General features: G+C 59.4%; 15 protein-coding genes. 10 read left to right on the forward strand and 5 right to left on the reverse strand.

Annotated elements, in window-relative coordinates:
• Positions 1 to 34: 34 nt before the first annotated feature.
• From C9412_RS14715 to C9412_RS14735, 5 genes are all read left to right on the forward strand, one after another.
• The gene (locus tag C9412_RS14715) at positions 35 to 3,019 is read left to right on the forward strand and encodes a type I restriction endonuclease subunit R (RefSeq protein ID WP_107232316.1); all 2,985 of its coding nucleotides are present in this window, start codon (positions 35 to 37) and stop codon (positions 3,017 to 3,019) included.
• Positions 3,009 to 4,283, forward strand: a complete 1,275-nt coding sequence (locus C9412_RS14720) for a restriction endonuclease subunit S (RefSeq protein WP_258190262.1) — start codon at positions 3,009 to 3,011, stop codon at positions 4,281 to 4,283. Before C9412_RS14715 ends, C9412_RS14720 begins: the two co-directional genes overlap by 11 nt.
• On the forward strand, positions 4,280 to 5,509 hold the full coding sequence (locus C9412_RS14725) for an AAA family ATPase (protein ID WP_107232318.1): 1,230 nt from the start codon (positions 4,280 to 4,282) through the stop codon (positions 5,507 to 5,509). The genes C9412_RS14720 and C9412_RS14725 overlap by 4 nt, the downstream gene beginning before the upstream one ends.
• Positions 5,506 to 7,131: a type I restriction-modification system subunit M gene (locus tag C9412_RS14730; protein WP_107232319.1), complete on the forward strand. Its 1,626-nt coding sequence runs from the start codon at positions 5,506 to 5,508 to the stop codon at positions 7,129 to 7,131. Before C9412_RS14725 ends, C9412_RS14730 begins: the two co-directional genes overlap by 4 nt.
• Positions 7,132 to 7,596: 465 nt before the next feature.
• Positions 7,597 to 8,517: a restriction endonuclease gene (locus tag C9412_RS14735; protein WP_308811143.1), complete on the forward strand. Its 921-nt coding sequence runs from the start codon at positions 7,597 to 7,599 to the stop codon at positions 8,515 to 8,517.
• A gap of 81 nt (positions 8,518 to 8,598) precedes the next feature.
• Here C9412_RS14735 and C9412_RS14740 read toward each other — a convergent pair whose 3' ends face one another.
• Positions 8,599 to 8,955, reverse strand: a complete 357-nt coding sequence (locus C9412_RS14740) for a hypothetical protein (RefSeq protein WP_107232321.1) — start codon at positions 8,953 to 8,955, stop codon at positions 8,599 to 8,601.
• A gap of 540 nt (positions 8,956 to 9,495) precedes the next feature.
• Positions 9,496 to 10,419, reverse strand: a complete 924-nt coding sequence (locus C9412_RS14745; protein WP_107232322.1) for a LysR family transcriptional regulator — start codon at positions 10,417 to 10,419, stop codon at positions 9,496 to 9,498.
• 96 nt (positions 10,420 to 10,515) lie between these two features.
• Here C9412_RS14745 and C9412_RS14750 point away from each other — a divergent pair, with 96 nt between their 5' ends.
• The 3 genes from C9412_RS14750 (at position 10,516) to C9412_RS14760 (ending at position 12,756) form a co-directional block, all read left to right on the forward strand.
• On the forward strand, positions 10,516 to 11,355 hold the full coding sequence (locus tag C9412_RS14750) for a type 1 glutamine amidotransferase domain-containing protein (RefSeq protein WP_107232323.1): 840 nt from the start codon (positions 10,516 to 10,518) through the stop codon (positions 11,353 to 11,355).
• Positions 11,356 to 11,453: 98 nt separating this feature from the next.
• A complete protein-coding gene (locus tag C9412_RS14755) occupies positions 11,454 to 12,191 on the forward strand; it encodes a hypothetical protein (RefSeq protein WP_107232324.1) in 738 nt (245 codons plus the stop codon).
• Positions 12,192 to 12,276: 85 nt separating this feature from the next.
• Positions 12,277 to 12,756, forward strand: a complete 480-nt coding sequence (locus tag C9412_RS14760) for a hypothetical protein (RefSeq protein ID WP_258190263.1) — start codon at positions 12,277 to 12,279, stop codon at positions 12,754 to 12,756.
• Between the two features lie 127 nt (positions 12,757 to 12,883).
• Here the strand turns inward: C9412_RS14760 and C9412_RS14765 are convergent, their stop codons facing one another.
• Positions 12,884 to 14,260, reverse strand: coding sequence for a hypothetical protein (locus tag C9412_RS14765; RefSeq protein WP_107232326.1), 1,377 nt, complete (start codon positions 14,258 to 14,260; stop codon positions 12,884 to 12,886).
• A gap of 127 nt (positions 14,261 to 14,387) precedes the next feature.
• Between C9412_RS14765 and C9412_RS14770 the strand changes: the two genes are divergently transcribed.
• Entirely contained in the window at positions 14,388 to 15,170 is a 783-nt protein-coding gene (locus tag C9412_RS14770; RefSeq protein ID WP_107232327.1) for a 3-hydroxybutyrate dehydrogenase, read from the forward strand.
• Here C9412_RS14770 and C9412_RS14775 read toward each other — a convergent pair.
• Both C9412_RS14775 and C9412_RS14780 read right to left on the reverse strand, forming a co-directional pair.
• A complete protein-coding gene (locus C9412_RS14775) occupies positions 15,167 to 15,931 on the reverse strand; it encodes a hypothetical protein (protein ID WP_107232328.1) in 765 nt (254 codons plus the stop codon). The two genes, C9412_RS14770 and C9412_RS14775, sit on opposite strands and share 4 nt — an antisense overlap.
• Positions 15,932 to 16,028: 97 nt before the next feature.
• Positions 16,029 to 16,406 (reverse strand): DUF4180 domain-containing protein, encoded by a 378-nt coding sequence (locus C9412_RS14780; protein WP_107232329.1) that lies wholly within the window; start codon positions 16,404 to 16,406, stop codon positions 16,029 to 16,031.
• A gap of 267 nt (positions 16,407 to 16,673) precedes the next feature.
• Here C9412_RS14780 and C9412_RS14785 point away from each other — a divergent pair, with 267 nt between their 5' ends.
• Complete coding sequence (locus C9412_RS14785) at positions 16,674 to 17,408, forward strand: Imm52 family immunity protein (protein WP_181358683.1); 735 nt, start codon at positions 16,674 to 16,676, stop codon at positions 17,406 to 17,408.
• The last annotated feature ends 1 nt before the right edge of the window (position 17,409 follow it).

The raw sequence follows: 17,409 nt of genomic DNA on the forward strand, positions 1-17,409 counted from the left end.
TCTGTGCTTATCTTACAATTTGGAGGCTTTGCTCATGACAACAACAGAAAACCAAATCGAGCAGGATCTGATCTCCAAGCTGGAAGATCTCAAATACGTCCCGCGCCCGGACATCCGCGACCGCGCTGCGCTGGAACAGAACTTTCGCCAGCACTTCGAGACGCTCAATCGCGTTCGTCTGACCGATAGCGAATTCACACGCCTGCTGGAATCCATCGTCACTCCGGACGTCTTTGCTGCTGCCAAGCACCTACGCGAGCGCAACAGCTTCGTGCGCGACGACGGTACGCCGCTCTACTACACACTGGTGAACATCAAGGACTGGTGCAAGAACAGCTTCGAGGTGGTGAACCAGCTTCGCATCAGCACCGACTACAGTCACCACCGTTATGACGTGATCCTGTTGATCAACGGTGTGCCCGTCGTACAGATCGAACTGAAAACGCTCGCCATCAGCCCTCGCCGGGCAATGCAACAGATCGTCGACTACAAGAATGACCCAGGTAACGGCTATACGAAGACATTACTGTGCTTCCTGCAATTGTTCATCGTCAGCAACCGTTCGGACACTTGGTATTTCGCCAACAACAACAGCCGTCACTTCAGCTTCAATGCGGATGAGCGCTTCCTGCCGCTCTATCAATTTGCGGCAGAGGACAATAGCAAAATCACGCATCTGGACAGTTTTGCCGACGCTTTTCTCGCCAAATGCACGCTGGCGCAGATGATCAGTCGCTATATGGTGCTGGTGGCTAGCGAGCACAAATTGTTGATGATGCGCCCCTATCAGATTTATGCAGTTAAGGCAATTGTCGAGTGCATTCGCCAGCGCTGTGGCAATGGCTATATCTGGCACACCACGGGCAGCGGCAAGACGCTAACGTCGTTCAAAGCATCCACGCTTTTGAAAGACAACCCGGACATCGACAAATGCTTGTTCGTGGTCGACCGTAAAGACCTCGATCGGCAGACGCGGGAGGAATTCAACAAGTTTCAAGAGGGGTGTGTCGAAGAGAATACCAACACCGAAACGCTGGTGCGTCGTCTGCTTTCTGATGATTACGCCGACAAGGTGATCGTCACCACTATTCAGAAGCTAGGCCTGGCACTGGATGGCGGCAACAAAAGAAGCTACAAAGAGCGACTGGAGCCGCTGCGCTACCTGCGTCTGGTCTTTATCTTCGATGAATGCCATCGCTCGCAGTTTGGCGAAAACCACAAAGCTATCAAGGAGTTCTTCCCGAACGCGCAATTGTTTGGCTTTACCGGCACGCCCATCTTTGACGAAAACGCCAGTTATCAGCAAATCGATGGGCAGCAGGCCAGCTTCAAGACGACGGCGGACATCTTCCAACAGCAACTGCACGCCTACACCATTACCCACGCTATCGAAGACCGCAATGTGCTGCGCTTCCACGTGGACTACTATAAACCGGACAGAAAGCCCGACGGAAAGAAGGGGCTCAAGCCCGGCGAATCCCTGACCAAGCGCGCAGTTGTAGAGGCCATTCTCGCCAAGCACGATGCCGCTACTAATGGGCGCAAGTTCAATGCTGTGCTGGCCACTGCCAGCATCAACGACGCCATCGAGTACCACGCGTTGTTCAAGACTCTGCAGGCTGAGAAGCTGGCAGAAGGCTCAGGCTTCCAGCGCCTGAACATCGCCTGCGTATTTTCCCCGCCCGCCGAGGGTAATAGAGATGTACAGCAGATTCAGGAAGACCTGCCACAGGAAAAAGCTGACAACGAAGAAGCGCCGGATGAAAAGAAAGCTGCACTGAAAGCCATCATTGTCGATTACAACACCCAGTACGACAGCAACTTTCAGCTCAGCGAGTTCGATCTCTACTATCAGGACGTGCAAAAGCGCATCAAGGATCAGCAATGGCCCAATGCTGATCTGTCGCACGCCCACAAGATCGACATCACCATCGTAGTGGATATGCTGCTCACCGGCTTCGACTCTAAATACCTGAACACGCTGTACGTAGACAAGAAGCTCAAGTTCCACGGTTTGATTCAGGCATTCTCACGTACCAATCGTGTGCTGAACGACACTAAGCCCTACGGCAACATCCTTGACTTTCGTCAACAGCAGGATGCAGTCGACACCGCTATTGGCCTGTTCTCCGGCCAAGCTAGCAAGCCCGCCAAGGAAATCTGGCTCGTGGATAAGGCTCCAGTGGTCATCGAAAAGCTGCAAACTGCCGTGCAAGCCTTGGATACGTTCATGCAATCTCAGGGGCTGGAAAACAAGCCCGAAGCGGTGGCCAATCTCAAGGGCGATGCCGCTCGCGCGCAGTTTATCAACCTTTTTAAAGAGGTGCAGCGCCTCAAAACCCAGCTTGACCAGTACACCGACCTGACGCCAGGCGACAAGGTCAGCATCGAGAATATACTGCCAAAAGATCAGTTGCAGGGCTTCAAGGGTGTGTACATCGAGACAGCCCAGCGTCTGAAGGAAAATCAGGACATCGGCGGCGATAAGGCTGATCCGACGGTGCAGGAGCTGGATTTCGAGTTTGTGCTATTTGCCAGCAGCATCATCGACTATGACTACATTATGGCGTTGATTGCGCGCTACTCCAGCCAGACACCGGGCAAGCAGAATATGAGCCGCGAGCAGTTGATTGGCCTGATTCAGGCCGATGCCAAGTTCATCGACGAGCGTGACGATATCGCCGAGTACATCAGTACGCTGGAAGTAGGCAAGGCGCTGGACGAGAAGGCCATCCGTGCCGGGTTTGACGACTTTAAGGCCGAGAAGCACGCGAAAGCTCTGGCTGGAACTGCGGCCAAGCACTCGTTGGATGCGGCTGCCCTGCAATCGTTCGTAGAGTCCACCTTGCGCCGTATGGTGTTCGATGGAGATCAACTAAGCGAGCTTTTCGCCGCGTTGGAGCTCGGCTGGAAGGCGCGCACTAACGCAGAGTTGACCCTGATGGAAGACTTGATTCCGCTGCTCAAAAAACTCGCCCAGGGGCGGGAGATTTCAGGCTTGGGTGCGTATGAAAAATAAAAAGGAAGGTGTGCGGATGCAGCCAGATAAGAAAAATGGACTTGTGCCGAAGCTGCGGTTTCCTAAGTTTTGGAACGCTGCCGAATGGAAGTTCGTCCCGCTAAGTAAGCGGGTAAAACGCTGCACCCAGAGGAATCGGAATGGCACAATAACGCGAGTTTTAACGAATTCGGCGGAATATGGTGTGGTTGATCAGCGCGACTACTTTGATAGGGATATCGCCACTCAGGGCAGCTTGGAAAATTACTATGTTGTGGAGAAGGGTGACTACGTATACAACCCGAGAATATCTTCAGCGGCGCCTGTAGGCCCAATTTCGAAGAACAATGTTGCGGTTGGTGTTATGTCGCCTTTGTACACCGTATTTAGATTTGATAACAACAATAATGATTTCTATGCCTACTATTTTAAGACTACCGGCTGGCATCAATATATGCGTCAAGTATCGAGTACGGGTGCTCGGCACGACAGGATGGCCATTACAGTTGATGATTTTATGGCCATGCCTGTTCCCGTATCAACGCCGGAAGAGCAGCAGAAAATCGCTGACTGCCTTTCCTCAATTGATGTGCTCATTGACTTGAGAGCGCAGAAGGTCGATGCACTTAAATGCCAAAAGAAGGGGTTGATGCAGCAGCTTTTCCCGGCCGAGGGCGAAGCACTGCCGCGCCTCCGCTTTCCCGAGTTTGATGGGTGCGGTGAATGGGAAGAGAGGCCGTTCTCTACGATTATTGACCTCATCTCTGGAGTGCATTTGTCGCCCGAGAAATATAGCGATACGGGCGAAATTCCGTACTTTTCCGGCCCATCAGACTTCACGGATGAATCGTCTGATGCAAGGAAATGGACGGCTTTGACAGCTAGCGTAGCTAGAAATGGCGACACTCTGATCACCGTTAAGGGCAGCGGTGTCGGAGAAGTCTGGTTTTCCGCGTTGCCTGCAGTGGCGCTTGGAAGACAACTCATGGCTGTTCGAGCGAAGGATGGTCAAATCCGCCATTTTGTTTTTCAGTTTCTGCTTACGAAGAAGCGCCGATTCGAAGTCTTGGGGGCGGGCAATCTAATTCCTGGAATATCGCGCCCTGACATTCTCGATCTAAAGGCTTTCTTTCCACAGCCTCCAGAACAACAGCGCATCGCCGATTGCCTGACCTCCCTGGACGACCTCATCGCCGCTGAGACCCGAAAGCTCGACACGCTCAAGACCCACAAGAAGGGCCTGATGCAGCAGCTCTTTCCCCGGGTCGGGGAGGCTGCCGCATGAGCACATACAAGAGCTTGAAGTCGCTAGTGGTCAGGCTTCGTGACGATCTGAATAACCCCACCAAGCCCACCGCGCTGATCCTGATCTACGCCTACAATCGCACTGGCAAGACCCGCCTCTCGATGGAATTCAAGGACGCGGGCAAACGCAAGACGAAGAAGAACCCGACCGGCACGCCCGACACGCTCTACTTCAACGCCTTCACCGAGGATCTTTTCGTCTGGGAAAACGACCTTGAAGGCGACAGCGTGCGTCGTCTGCAGCTGAACGAGAAGTCGTCCTTCTTCAACGCAATGACAGAACTCGCGCTGGATGAGACGATTGCCAGATACCTTTCCCGCTATGCCGATTTCGATTTCGACTTCACCTACAAGGACGTTCAGCAGGGCAAGGACACAATCTCCAAACCGGATTTCGTGAGCTTCCGAAAAGGCGACGAGCTCAACATAAAAGTATCACGGGGCGAACAGAACATCTTCATTTGGTGCATCTTCATGGCTATCTGTGAACGGATGCTGGATGGGCATGACTCCTATCAGGGGAAGAAGTACCTCTATATCGATGATCCGATCTCGTCGTTGGACGACAACAACGCAATTGCAATCGCCTGCGACCTGGCTAAGCTACTCCGTCGGGCGGCCACACGGAAGAGTGCTGACGGCGCGTCCGCTCCGATCAAGGTGATTTTCTCTTCCCACCATGCACTGTTCTTCAACGTCTTGTGCAATGAAATGGGGCGGAAGATTGATGATGCGCCTTCGGTCGACCATCGACGCTATTTCCTACGCCGACCGAGCGGTGATGGGACCTACACGCTTCAGGCAACGGAAGATACGCCCTACTTTCACCATGTGGCGACGCTCGCCGAATTGCAGTGCGCAGCTGATCCGAGGAAGGGAAAGCTCTACACCTTTCACTTCAACGCTCTGCGCAGTGTTATGGAGAAGACGGCCTCCTTCTTTGGGCACCCGAGTATCGTCTTCTGCCTGAAGGCACTGGACAACGAGGCAGATCGGGCGCTGTTCAACCGGGCCCTGAACCTGCTAAGCCACGGCGCTTATGCCATTCATGAACCAACGGAAATGGGCGAGGACAACAAGGAACTTTTCCGACGTATCCTACGCGAATTCATCGCGCGGTTTGACTTTGCCCTGCCCGGAACTGTTCCGACCCGGGCCACAGCACCGGCACACGCGCCAGCACTTCAGGAAGCACCGACACCATGACCGAACAAGATCAAAAGCAACTGGGTACCACCCTGTGGGGAATTGCCGATTCCTTGCGCGGGGCGATGAATGCGGATGATTTCCGCGATTACATGCTCTCTTTCCTATTTCTGCGCTATTTGTCCGACAACTATGAGGCGGCGGCACAGAAGGAGTTGGGATCAGATTACCCGAAGCTGGGTCAGGGCGACCGTCGCTCGGCGCTGAGCGTGTGGTACGCGCAGAACCCGAATGACACAGAAGAGTTTGAAAAACAGATGCGCCGCAAGGTGCATTACGTGATTCAGCCCGCCTACCTGTGGAGCAGCATCGCCGAGATGGCGCGTACGCAAGACGGCGAGCTGCTGCACTCGCTGCAAAGTGGATTTGATTATATCGAGAACGAATCCTTTGCCAGCACTTTCAGTGGCTTGTTTTCCGAGATCAATCTAAATTCGGAAAAACTGGGCAAAGGCTACGCCGCGCAGAACGCCAAGCTCTGCACAGTGATCAAGGCGATTGCGGACGGGCTGGAAGAATTCTCGACCGACAAGGACACGCTGGGCGATGCCTATGAGTACTTGATCGGCCAGTTTGCGGCGGGCAGCGGAAAAAAGGCCGGTGAGTTCTACACGCCACAGGAGATTTCCAGCATCTTGTCGGGAATCGTCACACTTGATAGCCAGGAGCCAGCAACCGGCCAAAAGAAGCATTTGGAGAGCGTATTCGACTTGGCATGCGGTTCTGGTTCACTACTGCTGAATGTGCGCCACCGTATGGGGCCGCATGGTATCGGGAGAATCGTTGGCCAAGAGAAAAACATCACCACCTATAACCTGGCGCGCATGAACATGCTGCTGCACGGGGTGAAGGATTCTGAGTTCGAGATCTACCACGGCGATACGCTCACCAACGACTGGGATGCGTTGCGGGAAATGAACCCTGCCAAGCAACTAAGGTTTGACGCGGTGGTGGCCAATCCGCCATTTAGCTATCGTTGGGAGCCTACCGAGGCGCTCGGCGAGGATATGCGCTTCAAGAATTACGGCCTGGCTCCAAAGTCTGCTGCTGATTTCGCTTTCTTATTGCATGGTTTCCACTACCTGAAGCAAGACGGCGTGATGGCCATCATTCTGCCTCATGGCGTGCTTTTCCGGGGTGGTGCAGAGGAGCGCATTCGCACGAAGCTGCTGAGGGATGGCTGTATCGATACGGTGATCGGCCTGCCGGCCAACTTGTTTTTCTCCACCGGCATTCCTGTGTGCATTCTCGTGCTGAAAAAGTGCAAAAAGCCCGATGACGTGCTGTTCATTAATGCGGCCAATCACTTTGAGCCTGGCAAGCGGCAGAATCGACTGCTGTCCGGGCATATCGACAAGATTCTCGATACCTACCAGCACCGCCGCGAAGAAGACCGCTACTCGATGCGCGTTTCGATGGAACGTATAGAGGAGGAGGGCTATAACCTCAACATCTCGCGCTACGTGAGCACGGTGGAGGCGGAGGAGGAGGTTGACCTCTTTGCGGTGAATTCGGGGCTGGTTTCGCTCGAAGAGAAGATCCATGTAGCCACCAAGCGGCACAACGAGTTCCTAAAGGAAATTGGTTTGCCATCACTCCCTAACGAGCCATCGCTGCATTAACAGGGGGAAGTTTGGAGTCTGGGGGTCGTCATGGCCTACGTGAAAGATCGCACTGAAGAAAAATTGAGTGTGGGGCGAATCCGCTCCGTGGACCATGCTGCCCCACGTTCGCGATTCGCTCATCTCTAACACCTTCGACCGGGCTTCCAGCTTCGGGCCTGCGAGCTTGGGCTTGAGTTCGGTTTTTACACTGTGAGAGCCAATGTCGTGTTTAGCCGTCTATCTTGATCTCATCGCCATAGCCGCGACCGTTGTCTGATACCGTGCACCGTCAAGGCCCGAGTGTAATGAACCAGTCGTTTCCTGCTTGGGTGTTACTTTTCCCGAGCGAGACATCGATGATGATTCCAGATGCGGCCCATGCCGCTTCACTAGACGCATGACCTGAGAAAATTTGGGAGGTCATTATATGTGTCGGAATGAGTTTATGGTTGCCACAAACTGCGCGATGCGAAGGCGAATTTGATGATTCCAACTTACGACAAGTTCATCGATCCGGTGTTGCGCTTCCTCGAGGGCAGTCCTGGAGGAGTTGCCGCTGCTGCGGCATATGATGCCGCTGCTAGTTCCCTTGGGTTGACTGAAGAGCTGAAGCTCCGGGTGCTGGATAGTGGTGCGCAGATCTATAAGAATCGAGCGGCTTGGGCGCATGATCGGCTGAAGCGCGCTGGCCTTTCGTCCAGCCCGAGACGCGGTGTCTGGCAGTTGACGGAGGCTGGCAGAAATTACGTTAGCGATCATCCGTTCCCGCTGGACGATGCGGAGGTTGGGAGAATCGCAAATGGCTACCTCTCGGTTAAGCTTCGATCTTCGGTGGATGCTGCGGTGCTAGATGGGCCAGACTCCAATGAACTAGCTCATGGATCAACGGTATTGAGCCCCGACGATCGACTTGATGGTGCGCTTGCTGAATTGAAATCGGCCACAGCGGCTGAGCTTCTGGATTGCCTGTTGCGTGTTTCGCCCGGGCGGTTTGAAATCATCGTTCTCGATATCCTGCATCGACTGGGGTACGGCGCGAGCCGCTCTGACTTGTTACGCGTCGGAGGAGCTGGAGATGGTGGAATCGATGGCGTGATCTCGCTGGATAAGCTCGGGCTGGACAAGGTCTATGTGCAGGCGAAGCGCTGGAAGAGCACGGTTGGTAGGCCCGAGCTTCAGGCCTTCTATGGGGCGCTTGCCGGACAGAAGGCCAAACGCGGGGTTTTCATAACCACGTCTGGCTTCACTCCTCAGGCTGTTGACTTTGTTGGCTCTGTTGAAGGCATTGTGATCGTCGATGGAAATCGCTTGGTTGGTCTCATGATCGACAATGAGGTGGGTGTGAGCTCGCGTATTCTTCGGGTCCCATCCGTGGATAGCGATTATTTCGACGAAGATGCTTGATTCCCATTCAGGCGACGTTTTCGAGGGAATAGGCGGGAGCGCTGCTGGGGCTGATTTCGGACCTTGTGAGCGGATGCCGCCTCATTCCGGTCGTACCTCCCGACAAGCCCACTCAACCAACCCCCGGCAAGCGAGAAACAGTCCATCCACAACGCCCTCATCCAAATGCCGCTCCGGGTCCGCTGCCACCCGGCAGCGGTCTGCCGCATGCAGCAGTTCCAGCACCGTCAGTGCTCCCACCATCGCGCGCTCGCTCCTGGCCAGGCTTACACGTCGGCCGGGCGATACATCGGTTTCCGGCCAAGGGTGCCCATCAGCCCCTTCGCAGCCGCGCATGCGCTTGAGGATGCCGAGCAGGTAGTTCAGGTCGGGCAGGGAAGCGTCGTCGTTGATGGGCTCAACAACGGTGTAGGCAGAGAGGATGTCGGATTCGTTCATGGCGTCGGTTTCCTTGGCTGTGCTTAACAGCGCCACCGCGCGAGCGGGTGGCGGACGGTGCGGGTTGCAAACCGGGACGCAGAGAAGTGACCGGCGGGCCCGAAGGCCCCCACGCACCGTCCGCCATATAGGCCGACGGATTGCCAGCCGGCACCGCCCTAAGGACGGTGCCGACTGGCAAGCGTTTTCACTCTACGTCTCGGGTTTGCACGCCCGGCCACCCGCTGTCGGTGGCGCGTCATGGTGTTTACACCGCCGCTGCGAACGCCAATAGAAAATGGCGAACAGGAAGCGGAATTCGAGAGCGAGGAACTATTGTGGCATGCACCATTCGTGCAGCACGCGACACCGCCAGACGTATTCGCGCAGCTGCTCTGTTGATTGCGATTCAGAATGACGCAATCGCCCGCGCCGCAAGCGAATAGCGCGACGGCCTTCTTTACAACAATTCTTGGTCTTGCTCGGCAGGCAACGGGGCCCGACCAGCCTCACGCCCTGAAAAACGGTTCAAACACGACACCCCCAGCAGACAGCGCAGCCTCAACCAGCAACGTCCGAAGCCACAGCTGAATTGCCCACCAGCAATTCAATCATCGCCCTTGCCGCAGCCGACTGCCGCCGATGCGGCGCATAGATCACCGAGAACGGCCGCGATCTCCCACGCAACTGCGACAACACCTCCACCAGCTGCCCACGCTGCAACCGCTCGCGCACAATGAATTCATAGCTCTGGCAGATGCCGATGCCCTGTTCGGCCAACGACACCACGCCCAGCACATCGTCGGAGGTCTCGATGGACGAACGTGGCAGCCAGTCCACGTCGCGCCCCCCGTCGCGGAAGATCCAGGGCGCCAGCCGCCCGGTACGCGGCATCACGAACGGCAGGCACAGGTGCTGCTGCAGATCGTCCAGCGTCTGCGGCGTGCCCCGGAGCTGCAGGTAATCCGGCGCGGCCACCAGCACCAAAGGCGCATCCTCCAGCTTTCGCCCCACCAGCCCGCTGTCCGGCAGCTGGCCCAGGCGGATGGCCAGGTCGAAGCCTTCGGCCACCAGGTCCACGTTGCGGTTGGTGATGTTCAGTTCCACCTGCACCTGCGGGTACTGCTGCGCAAAGCGCGCCAGCACGGGCGGCAGCCGGTAGTGGCCATAGGTGGTGGGCACGCTCAGGCGCACGCGGCCGGCCAGCGCATCGTCCTGGGCCAGTACGTCGCGCTCGGCGTCGTCCAGCAGGCCGAAGGCGGTGCGCACCTGTTCCCGATAGAGCCGCCCGGCGTCGGTAAGGCCCACGCGGCGGGTGGTCCGCTGCAGCAGCTGTCGGCCCAGCCGCGCTTCCAGGCGGGTGACCGCACGGCTCAGCACCGAGGGCGTGGTGGATAGCGCCACCGCGCCGGCCGTGAACGAGCCGTGCTCGACCACCGCCAGGAACACCTCCACGTCGCCCAAGTAGTCGAACTTGCGGCTCATTTGGCTCTCCCGGGAACAGATGTTTTGCGATGGGGCCAATTTATCGCCGCTGGGGCGATGAATAAAGTGGCGGCCATTCCCCGATAGGAGATCCCCATGAACCCGATGACCCGGCTGGCCGCAGCGCTGGCCCTGACCTTGGCCGCCAGCGGCGCGCAAGCCGCCAACGTGCTGGTGGTGCTGTCCGACGAAAACCACCTGGACCTGAAGGACGGCAAGGTGCTGTCCACCGGCTTCTATCTCAACGAACTGATGCAGCCGGTCAAGCTGCTGCTGGACGCGGGCCACGAGGTGACCTTCGCCACGCCGCAGGGGCGGGCGCCGACGGTGGATGCGTCCTCGGTGACGCCGGCGTACTTCGGCAACGATGCCGCGCAGCTGACGCTGCACAAGGAGCTGCTGGAGAAACTGGCGCTGACCTCGCCGACCGCCTCGCCGGTGGTCAGCCTGGCGCGCATCGAGCAGCAGGGCTACGCGCGTTTCGATGCGGTCTACATTCCCGGTGGCCACGCGCCGATGCAGGACCTGCTGAAGAGCCCGGCGCTGGGCCGGTTGTTGGCGGACTTCCACCAGCGCAACAAGACCACCGCACTGGTCTGCCACGGGCCGATCGCGCTGCTGTCCACGCTGCCGGATGCGGGTGGTTTCGTGGCGAAGCTGGAAACCGGTGCGATGCCGGCCGCGCCGAAGTGGATCTACAGCGGCTACCAGATGACGGTGATCAGCAACCAGGAAGAAGAGCAGGCCAAGCCGCTGCTGGGCGGCGGTGAGATGAAGTTCTACCCGCAGACGGCGTTGCAGCGGGCGGGTGCGAAGTTCAGCAGCAATGCCACGCCGTGGACCGGGCATGTGGTGGTGGACCGCGAGCTGATTACCGGGCAGAACCCGGCTTCGGCGCTGGAGGTGGGGCAGTTGTTGGTTGAGCGGTTGAAGTAAGCCGGTTTTTTCATCGAATGCTTCGCCGTGGCACCATGGTGGACTGGCCTCGTCCTAACGGGCGGGGCTGGTTTTCCAGGGAAGCCATTCAATACGACATGCGAACGTCCATCCGCTTTATTCTCTCCGTGCTGTGCCTTGGCCTGCTGTCTGGCTGTGCCAGTGGGCCGGACTACCACCATTCCAATCGCGAGATTACCGGCGCGTTCGTGGCCGACGACGGCAAGCTGTACCTGCTGCCCGTCTATGACGAGCCGATGCGCTTCGACGCTGCGCCGTTCCGTGATTACCGTGCCCTGATGGACAGCCCGCTGCGCGAGGCCGTGGTCTGCGCGCAGCTGTACTTCCGTGAGGACTGGCGGGTGCCGGCCGATAGGGCAAAGGTGCATGGCAGCTACGCACTGCTGCTGCGGCCGGAGCAGGTGACGCCGGAACAGGCGGCGCAGTTCAAGCTGGAGCGGTTGGAGATCAGCCCGCGGGTGGCCAAGGCCATCGCTGCGTTGACGCGCCAGCCGTACATCCTTGAAGCGCGGAGCCGCTACGAGCTGGCGGCCAACCCGGACTGCAACCTTTCCAGGCAGGGTGGCAGCTATTACAGCGCGCTGTTCGAGAGTGATGGCGAGCGGGTGAAGCTGCCGGACGCTGCTGCGCTGGCCGCGAAGGCGAAGCTGGCGCAGCCGATTACCGCGCGGGCTGAGCGAATCCGGCCGGACGATACGGACAAGCCGGGGGTTGGGACGGCGGCCGGAAAGGTGCTGGGTGCAGCGTTGGTGCCGGTGGCGGTTCCGGTGTTTGTGTTGAGCCTGCCGTTCCTGGGGCCGGATCATTGGAAGTGATGGGGCGTTGAAGCCAGAGCATCCACGCGTGGCGTGGATCTAGTCGGGCCTTGCAAGTGCCTGAACGTTCATCCCGGAGATCTGTGTGCCCAGCACGCTGGAAACTGTTTTGAAGTCCGTAGGTTTCATTGTCCTTGCCGCACTTCCGTTGGTGATCCTCTGGTTTACCCTTCGGCGAATGTCAGCAACTGCTCGCTCGTCCGTGAAATCGGGGCTGCGTTTGGATCCTCCTCGCCGGATTTCCGGTACATCCATGACTTTGGTGATGGTGGATGGGAAAGAGGATCGGGAGCACTACTTCTTTGATGCGGAGTCCTTCTACCTGCGGCGTGGGCCGGTGCCCACGGCGGTTCCGCTTTCGCAGATCACCTCAGTCACGCGAACGTCCGACAGGATCTACGGACGCTATGTCTGGCAGGTGTGCTTCAGCAAAGCATCGGGCAGAAAGTGCGTGACGTTCACCAACAACCTGACGCTGTTCAACCGCGATTTCCTGCTGTTCCTGGAGGCGGTGCGGAAGGCCAATCCGCTGGCGACCGTTGAGCGAGCGGGTCTGTTCTTCTGATTGTGCGGCGATATCAGCGGCGCTGATTGGCAAATAGAGGGGCTAGGAGGGCGGGTTGCCTTGGACACAGTGCTGGATGATTCAGATATGCGGACGTTGAGGCAGTGAATCCACGCATGGCGTGGATCTACTGGCATCTCTGCCTGCCGCCAGCCACACAGCTTGCCCGCCAATGCTCCCAGGTCTTGGCATCGATGCCGGCCTTCAGAGCGATGGCCTGCAGCTCCTTCCAGTTCGTGGGGGAGGGCGCGGCCAGCAGCCCGCGCATGAAGGCCTGCATCTTCGCCTCACCCACCTGCTTTTCCAGCGAGAGCAGCAGTAACGGGCCATAGACGTAGCGATACATCTCACCCAGGTCCGAGCTGCCGTCGATGGCATCGAATGCCGGCAGCGGCGTGCTCTGCTTGTCGACGGCCGCCTGCAACCCGGCAACATAGCGATCAGCCGCCGCATCGCCACTGATCTCGCGCAGCGCCTTGATCGACAGGAACTCAGCGCTGGATTCCAGCAGCACCCAGAAATACGGCCCCTGCGGACGGTTCAGTGTGCCGAAGTAGTAGTGGCCCATTTCGTGCGCGATGTACTGCACCCGGCGGTCGGCGTTCTCGCCTCCGGCCAGCAGTGAATCGGCCACGTTGCCGATGCTGCCGCTCATGGCGATGGTCGGCCAGGTGGCAAAGCCCCATTCGCTGCCTTCGCGGTCGCGCTCGATCTGGTTGAGCGTGACCATGCGCAGGAAAGTGGGGCGGTCGGTCAGCGGTACGCGCATGTAACGGCTGTGCACGTCGGCTACTTTCTGCACCGTGCTGGACAATGCATCGACCTTGGCCGCCGGCAGGGTCTCGTTGAGGATGGTGACCTGCGCGGTGCGGGTGATCGGGCCGCTGCCGCCGAACAGCAGGATCGGCCGCGCGTTGTCGCTGCGGAATCGCCCCTGCGCGCCTTCGATGGCCGGGCTGCCGTTGAGATACAGGAAGCGGCAGCCGGCGCAGTCCACCTGCAGGTCGTAGCGGCTTTGGCTGCTGCGCACGCGCGCCTTGGGGTCGAACGCCTGCGGCAGCCACGCGGACTGCTCGGTGAAGCGGGCGCTGTCGCCGTTGAAGGCCATCATGCCTTTGAAGTCGCCCAGGGCATCGTGCCTCGGGTACAGCGGGAACGCGCCGACGTACTGCACGCAGAGCGTGGTGGTGGGCTCGGCCAGGGTGTAGACGCGTGCTTCGCCATCCACGCCCGGGTCGTACCAGCCGTCGAATCCGACCGGGTTGCCTTCGCCATCGGTGACCCGTGCCACGTTCAGGCCGGCGTTGAGCACGAACTGGGCTTGGGCGTTGGCGGGGGCATTGGATACGCATACATCGCCATCCACGCGGCCGGTCGCGATATCCACCCGCACGCTGCCGGTGGTGAGCGGCGTGGCTGGCTGCGCGGGCAAGGCGGCCTGGCTGATGGCGGGGGCGAGCAGTGCGGCGACAACGGCGGGCAGCAGGGCCTTGCAGGGGTTCATCGAGCCATCCTTGGGTGGATGGTGGTGACTATAGGGGGAATGTGGATTTATGCCGAGGGGGAGCATCCACGCGTGGTGTGGAGGCACAGGGCTACACTGGTGACCTATGCCCGATGGAAGCTCGCCCATGTTCTCTGGAAAGGTTGCGGTGGTCACCGGCTCCACCAGCGGTATCGGTCTTGGCATTGCCACGGCGCTGGCCCGGCAGGGCGCCGATGTTGTGCTGAATGGCTTCGGCGACGCGGCGGAGATCGAACGCATTCGCACCGGACTGGAAGCCGAGTTCGGCGTGCGCGTGGCGCATGACGGCGCGGACCTGTCCAAGGGCGAGGCGGTGCGCGCACTGATCGGCAACGCCGTTGCGAAGATGGGGCGCATCGACATCCTGGTGAACAACGCGGGCATCCAGCACACCGCATCCATCGAGGAATTCCCGGTCGAGAAGTGGGATGCGATCCTGGCGCTGAACCTGTCGGCGGTGTTCCATGCAACAGCCGCGGCCTTGCCGCACATGAAGCAGCAGGGCGCCGGCCGCATCATCAACATCGCGTCGGTGCATGGGCTGGTGGGCTCGGTGAACAAATCGGCGTATGTGGCGGCCAAGCATGGCGTGGTGGGCTTCACCAAGGTGACCGCTCTGGAGAATGCGGGCAGCGGCATCACCGCCAATGCCATCTGCCCGGGCTGGGTGCGAACGGCGCTGGTCGAGCAGCAGATCACCGCGTTGGCAGAGAAGGACGGCACGGATCAGGAATCCGCGGCGCGTGCGCTGCTGGCCGAGAAGCAGCCGTCGTTGCAGTTCGTGACGCCCGAGCAGCTGGGCGAGATGGTGGTGTTCCTGGCCTCGGACGCGGCAGCGCAGATCACCGGCACGGCGCTGCCGGTGGATGGGGGCTGGACGGCGCGCTAGTGTGCCGGTTGCGCGCGCCGCTGCAGCATCGGCAGCGCCACCAGCGTTACCAGAATGGTGAACAGCACCAGCGACGAACCTACCGTGCCGAAGCCCAGCCCGCCCTTTTCCAGCGGCTTGGTGAGCAGGTCGCCGAAGGTGGCGCCGAACGGGCGTGTGAGCACGAAGGCGATCCAGAACAGGATGACCCGGTTGATGCCCTTGATGCGGGTGGCCAACGCGGTGAGCGCGATGAGGCTGCCGATCAGCAGTGCGCCGCCGGTGAAACCGAGCCCGGAATCGTCGGCGAGGAAATCACCCAGCGCGGTGCCGAGCGTGTTGGAGAACAGCACGGCGGTCCAGTAGAAGCCTTCGGCGCGGCGCGATGCGATGTTGCTGACCGAGATCGACTTTTCCGATATCCGCCAGGCCAGCAGCACCAGCGCCAGACAGCCGGCCAGCAGGCTGGCGCCGGTGGCGTAGCCCAGGCCGAGCGTGCGGTCGAGCAGGTCGGACATAGTGGTGCCGGCGGTGCTGGTGGCCAGCACCACCGACCAGAACAGCACCGGATGGAAGCGCCGTGCCGAGAGCTGCAGGGCCAACAGGCCAGCGAAGATCGTGAGCAGAATGGCCGAGCTGGCCACGTAACCCAGGTTGAGCGTCATCGACAGCAGGTCGCCGGCGGTCTCGCCGAGGGTGGTGGCGGCGATCTTCATCACCCAGAAACCAAGGGTGACCGCCGCCACCTTGCTGTGCAGGGAATCTGCGTCTGAAGCACGCATCGAACGTCACCAGGGGAGCCTGCCGGTGATGCTGTGGCGGGCGGCGTCGGAGTGCGGTCGGAACCGGGTTCGGTGAGGGTGAGCGTGGCGCTGGCGTTCAGTCCACGCTGGCCGGGGTCGACAGGCGGGCGAGCAGGGCATCCCAATCGGCCACGAAGCAGCCGTCGCGACCACGGTTGCATTCGGTGATCCACGCGTCCAGCGATTCGCTCTGTGCGCGGTAGTCGCTGACATCGCCCAGCACGGCGAAACGCAGGCGGTAGTTCACCAGCATCTGCAGCCATTGCCCGGCCATGCCGGAGCGCAGCTCGAAGAAGTCCGGAGAGAGGCGCTGCACCGGAATGGCGATCCACTCGGCCTGATGCCCAAAGGCGTCGCCGACCAGATCACGCAGGCCGTTGGCATCGAGTGCGGGGCCCTGCGTCTCGATGCGCAGGATACGGGTGGTGCCGAGCTGTTCCAGAGAAGGGGGCATGGGGTGTCCTGGGGTATGTCCTTATGTCCAGCCTGTCGGATTGTGCAGTGCTGAGTGTCGTAAAGCACCACTTGATCGGGGCGATCTGTGTGGCCGTGCTGATAACGTTCCCTTTTCCTTCAGCACCTTACCGGATCGATGCGCTGCGATGGGGGGCGTCGCTGCTGGACGGAATTTCATGGATGTGGTCGCCTCCAAGGCAGGCCTCATGGTCGGAATCCCTCCTGCGTCTGTACGCGTCACGCCTTTGATCATTGGAAGAATGCCTTGAACATCTCGATGGCCTGCCACTTCCCTTCAGCAGCCCGCACGCCGTTTCAGGTGTGGGAAGACATTGTTGGAATCACGTCCAGTCTCTCAAGCGTTGACCCACTCTTCGCGAGTTGGTGGGCCGCCCCACGATCACCACGCGACGCCTACGTGCCCGTCGATGAAGGTGACGCATTTGTTGCCCGGGTGCAGGACGATGACATCAGGTTTGCCCAGGAGTATCCCGTTCAGCCTTCGACGGGAAGCGGTGGCGTGGTTCTGACGAATGCTGGGAATGACAAGGACTGGCTGAGACGAGGCGGTGTTGGGCTGAGTTATATGCCCGCGCTCGGGATGCTTCGACTTCATGTGGACCGCATCGAGAAGGTGTTCGATTCCCCTGTCAGTCTTCTTGAGTCCTCGCTTTCGGTGCTGCTGAACAGCCTACCCATCACATTTGCAAAGACAAATGTTCAGCAGCTCGTGGAGGGGGAGTTGCTGCTCTACAGCGTTGATCGCGCGCCCTTCCTGCATCGGGAATTCCTCGGTTGGATGGGCTACGTAGACGCCCCGCTGACCCAAGAACAGGTTCCTGCCGCAGCAAGGCTTGAGCGTCGGGGTGGTGGCACGCTCATCCTCGCCACGGAAGTTCTCGATCTTGCTGATGCCCATGCCGTCAAACAGGCCAACCAGGTCGAGATGAACCTGGTTGACCTGGGGCTGCTTCCGGTTACGGATCCCTTGTTGAGGTAGC

This window comes from Stenotrophomonas sp. Nf1, assembly GCF_003028475.1.
GTDB lineage: Bacteria > Pseudomonadota > Gammaproteobacteria > Xanthomonadales > Xanthomonadaceae > Stenotrophomonas.

Bases quoted from the DNA above. Each gene is read 5' to 3' on its own strand.
- C9412_RS14730 (WP_107232319.1), top strand. From the start codon at position 5,506: ATGACCGAACAAGATCAAAAGCAACTGGGTACCACCCTGTGGGGAATT.
- C9412_RS14725 (WP_107232318.1), top strand. From the start codon at position 4,280: ATGAGCACATACAAGAGCTTGAAGTCGCTAGTGGTCAGGCTTCGTGAC.
- C9412_RS14735 (WP_308811143.1), top strand. From the start codon at position 7,597: ATGATTCCAACTTACGACAAGTTCATCGATCCGGTGTTGCGCTTCCTC.
- C9412_RS14745 (WP_107232322.1), bottom strand. From the start codon at position 10,419: ATGAGCCGCAAGTTCGACTACTTGGGCGACGTGGAGGTGTTCCTGGCG.
- C9412_RS14765 (WP_107232326.1), bottom strand. From the start codon at position 14,260: ATGAACCCCTGCAAGGCCCTGCTGCCCGCCGTTGTCGCCGCACTGCTC.
- C9412_RS14770 (WP_107232327.1), top strand. From the start codon at position 14,388: ATGTTCTCTGGAAAGGTTGCGGTGGTCACCGGCTCCACCAGCGGTATC.
- C9412_RS14740 (WP_107232321.1), bottom strand. From the start codon at position 8,955: ATGAACGAATCCGACATCCTCTCTGCCTACACCGTTGTTGAGCCCATC.
- C9412_RS14715 (WP_107232316.1), top strand. From the start codon at position 35: ATGACAACAACAGAAAACCAAATCGAGCAGGATCTGATCTCCAAGCTG.
- C9412_RS14780 (WP_107232329.1), bottom strand. From the start codon at position 16,406: ATGCCCCCTTCTCTGGAACAGCTCGGCACCACCCGTATCCTGCGCATC.
- C9412_RS14750 (WP_107232323.1), top strand. From the start codon at position 10,516: ATGAACCCGATGACCCGGCTGGCCGCAGCGCTGGCCCTGACCTTGGCC.
- C9412_RS14755 (WP_107232324.1), top strand. From the start codon at position 11,454: ATGCGAACGTCCATCCGCTTTATTCTCTCCGTGCTGTGCCTTGGCCTG.
- C9412_RS14720 (WP_258190262.1), top strand. From the start codon at position 3,009: ATGAAAAATAAAAAGGAAGGTGTGCGGATGCAGCCAGATAAGAAAAAT.
- C9412_RS14775 (WP_107232328.1), bottom strand. From the start codon at position 15,931: ATGCGTGCTTCAGACGCAGATTCCCTGCACAGCAAGGTGGCGGCGGTC.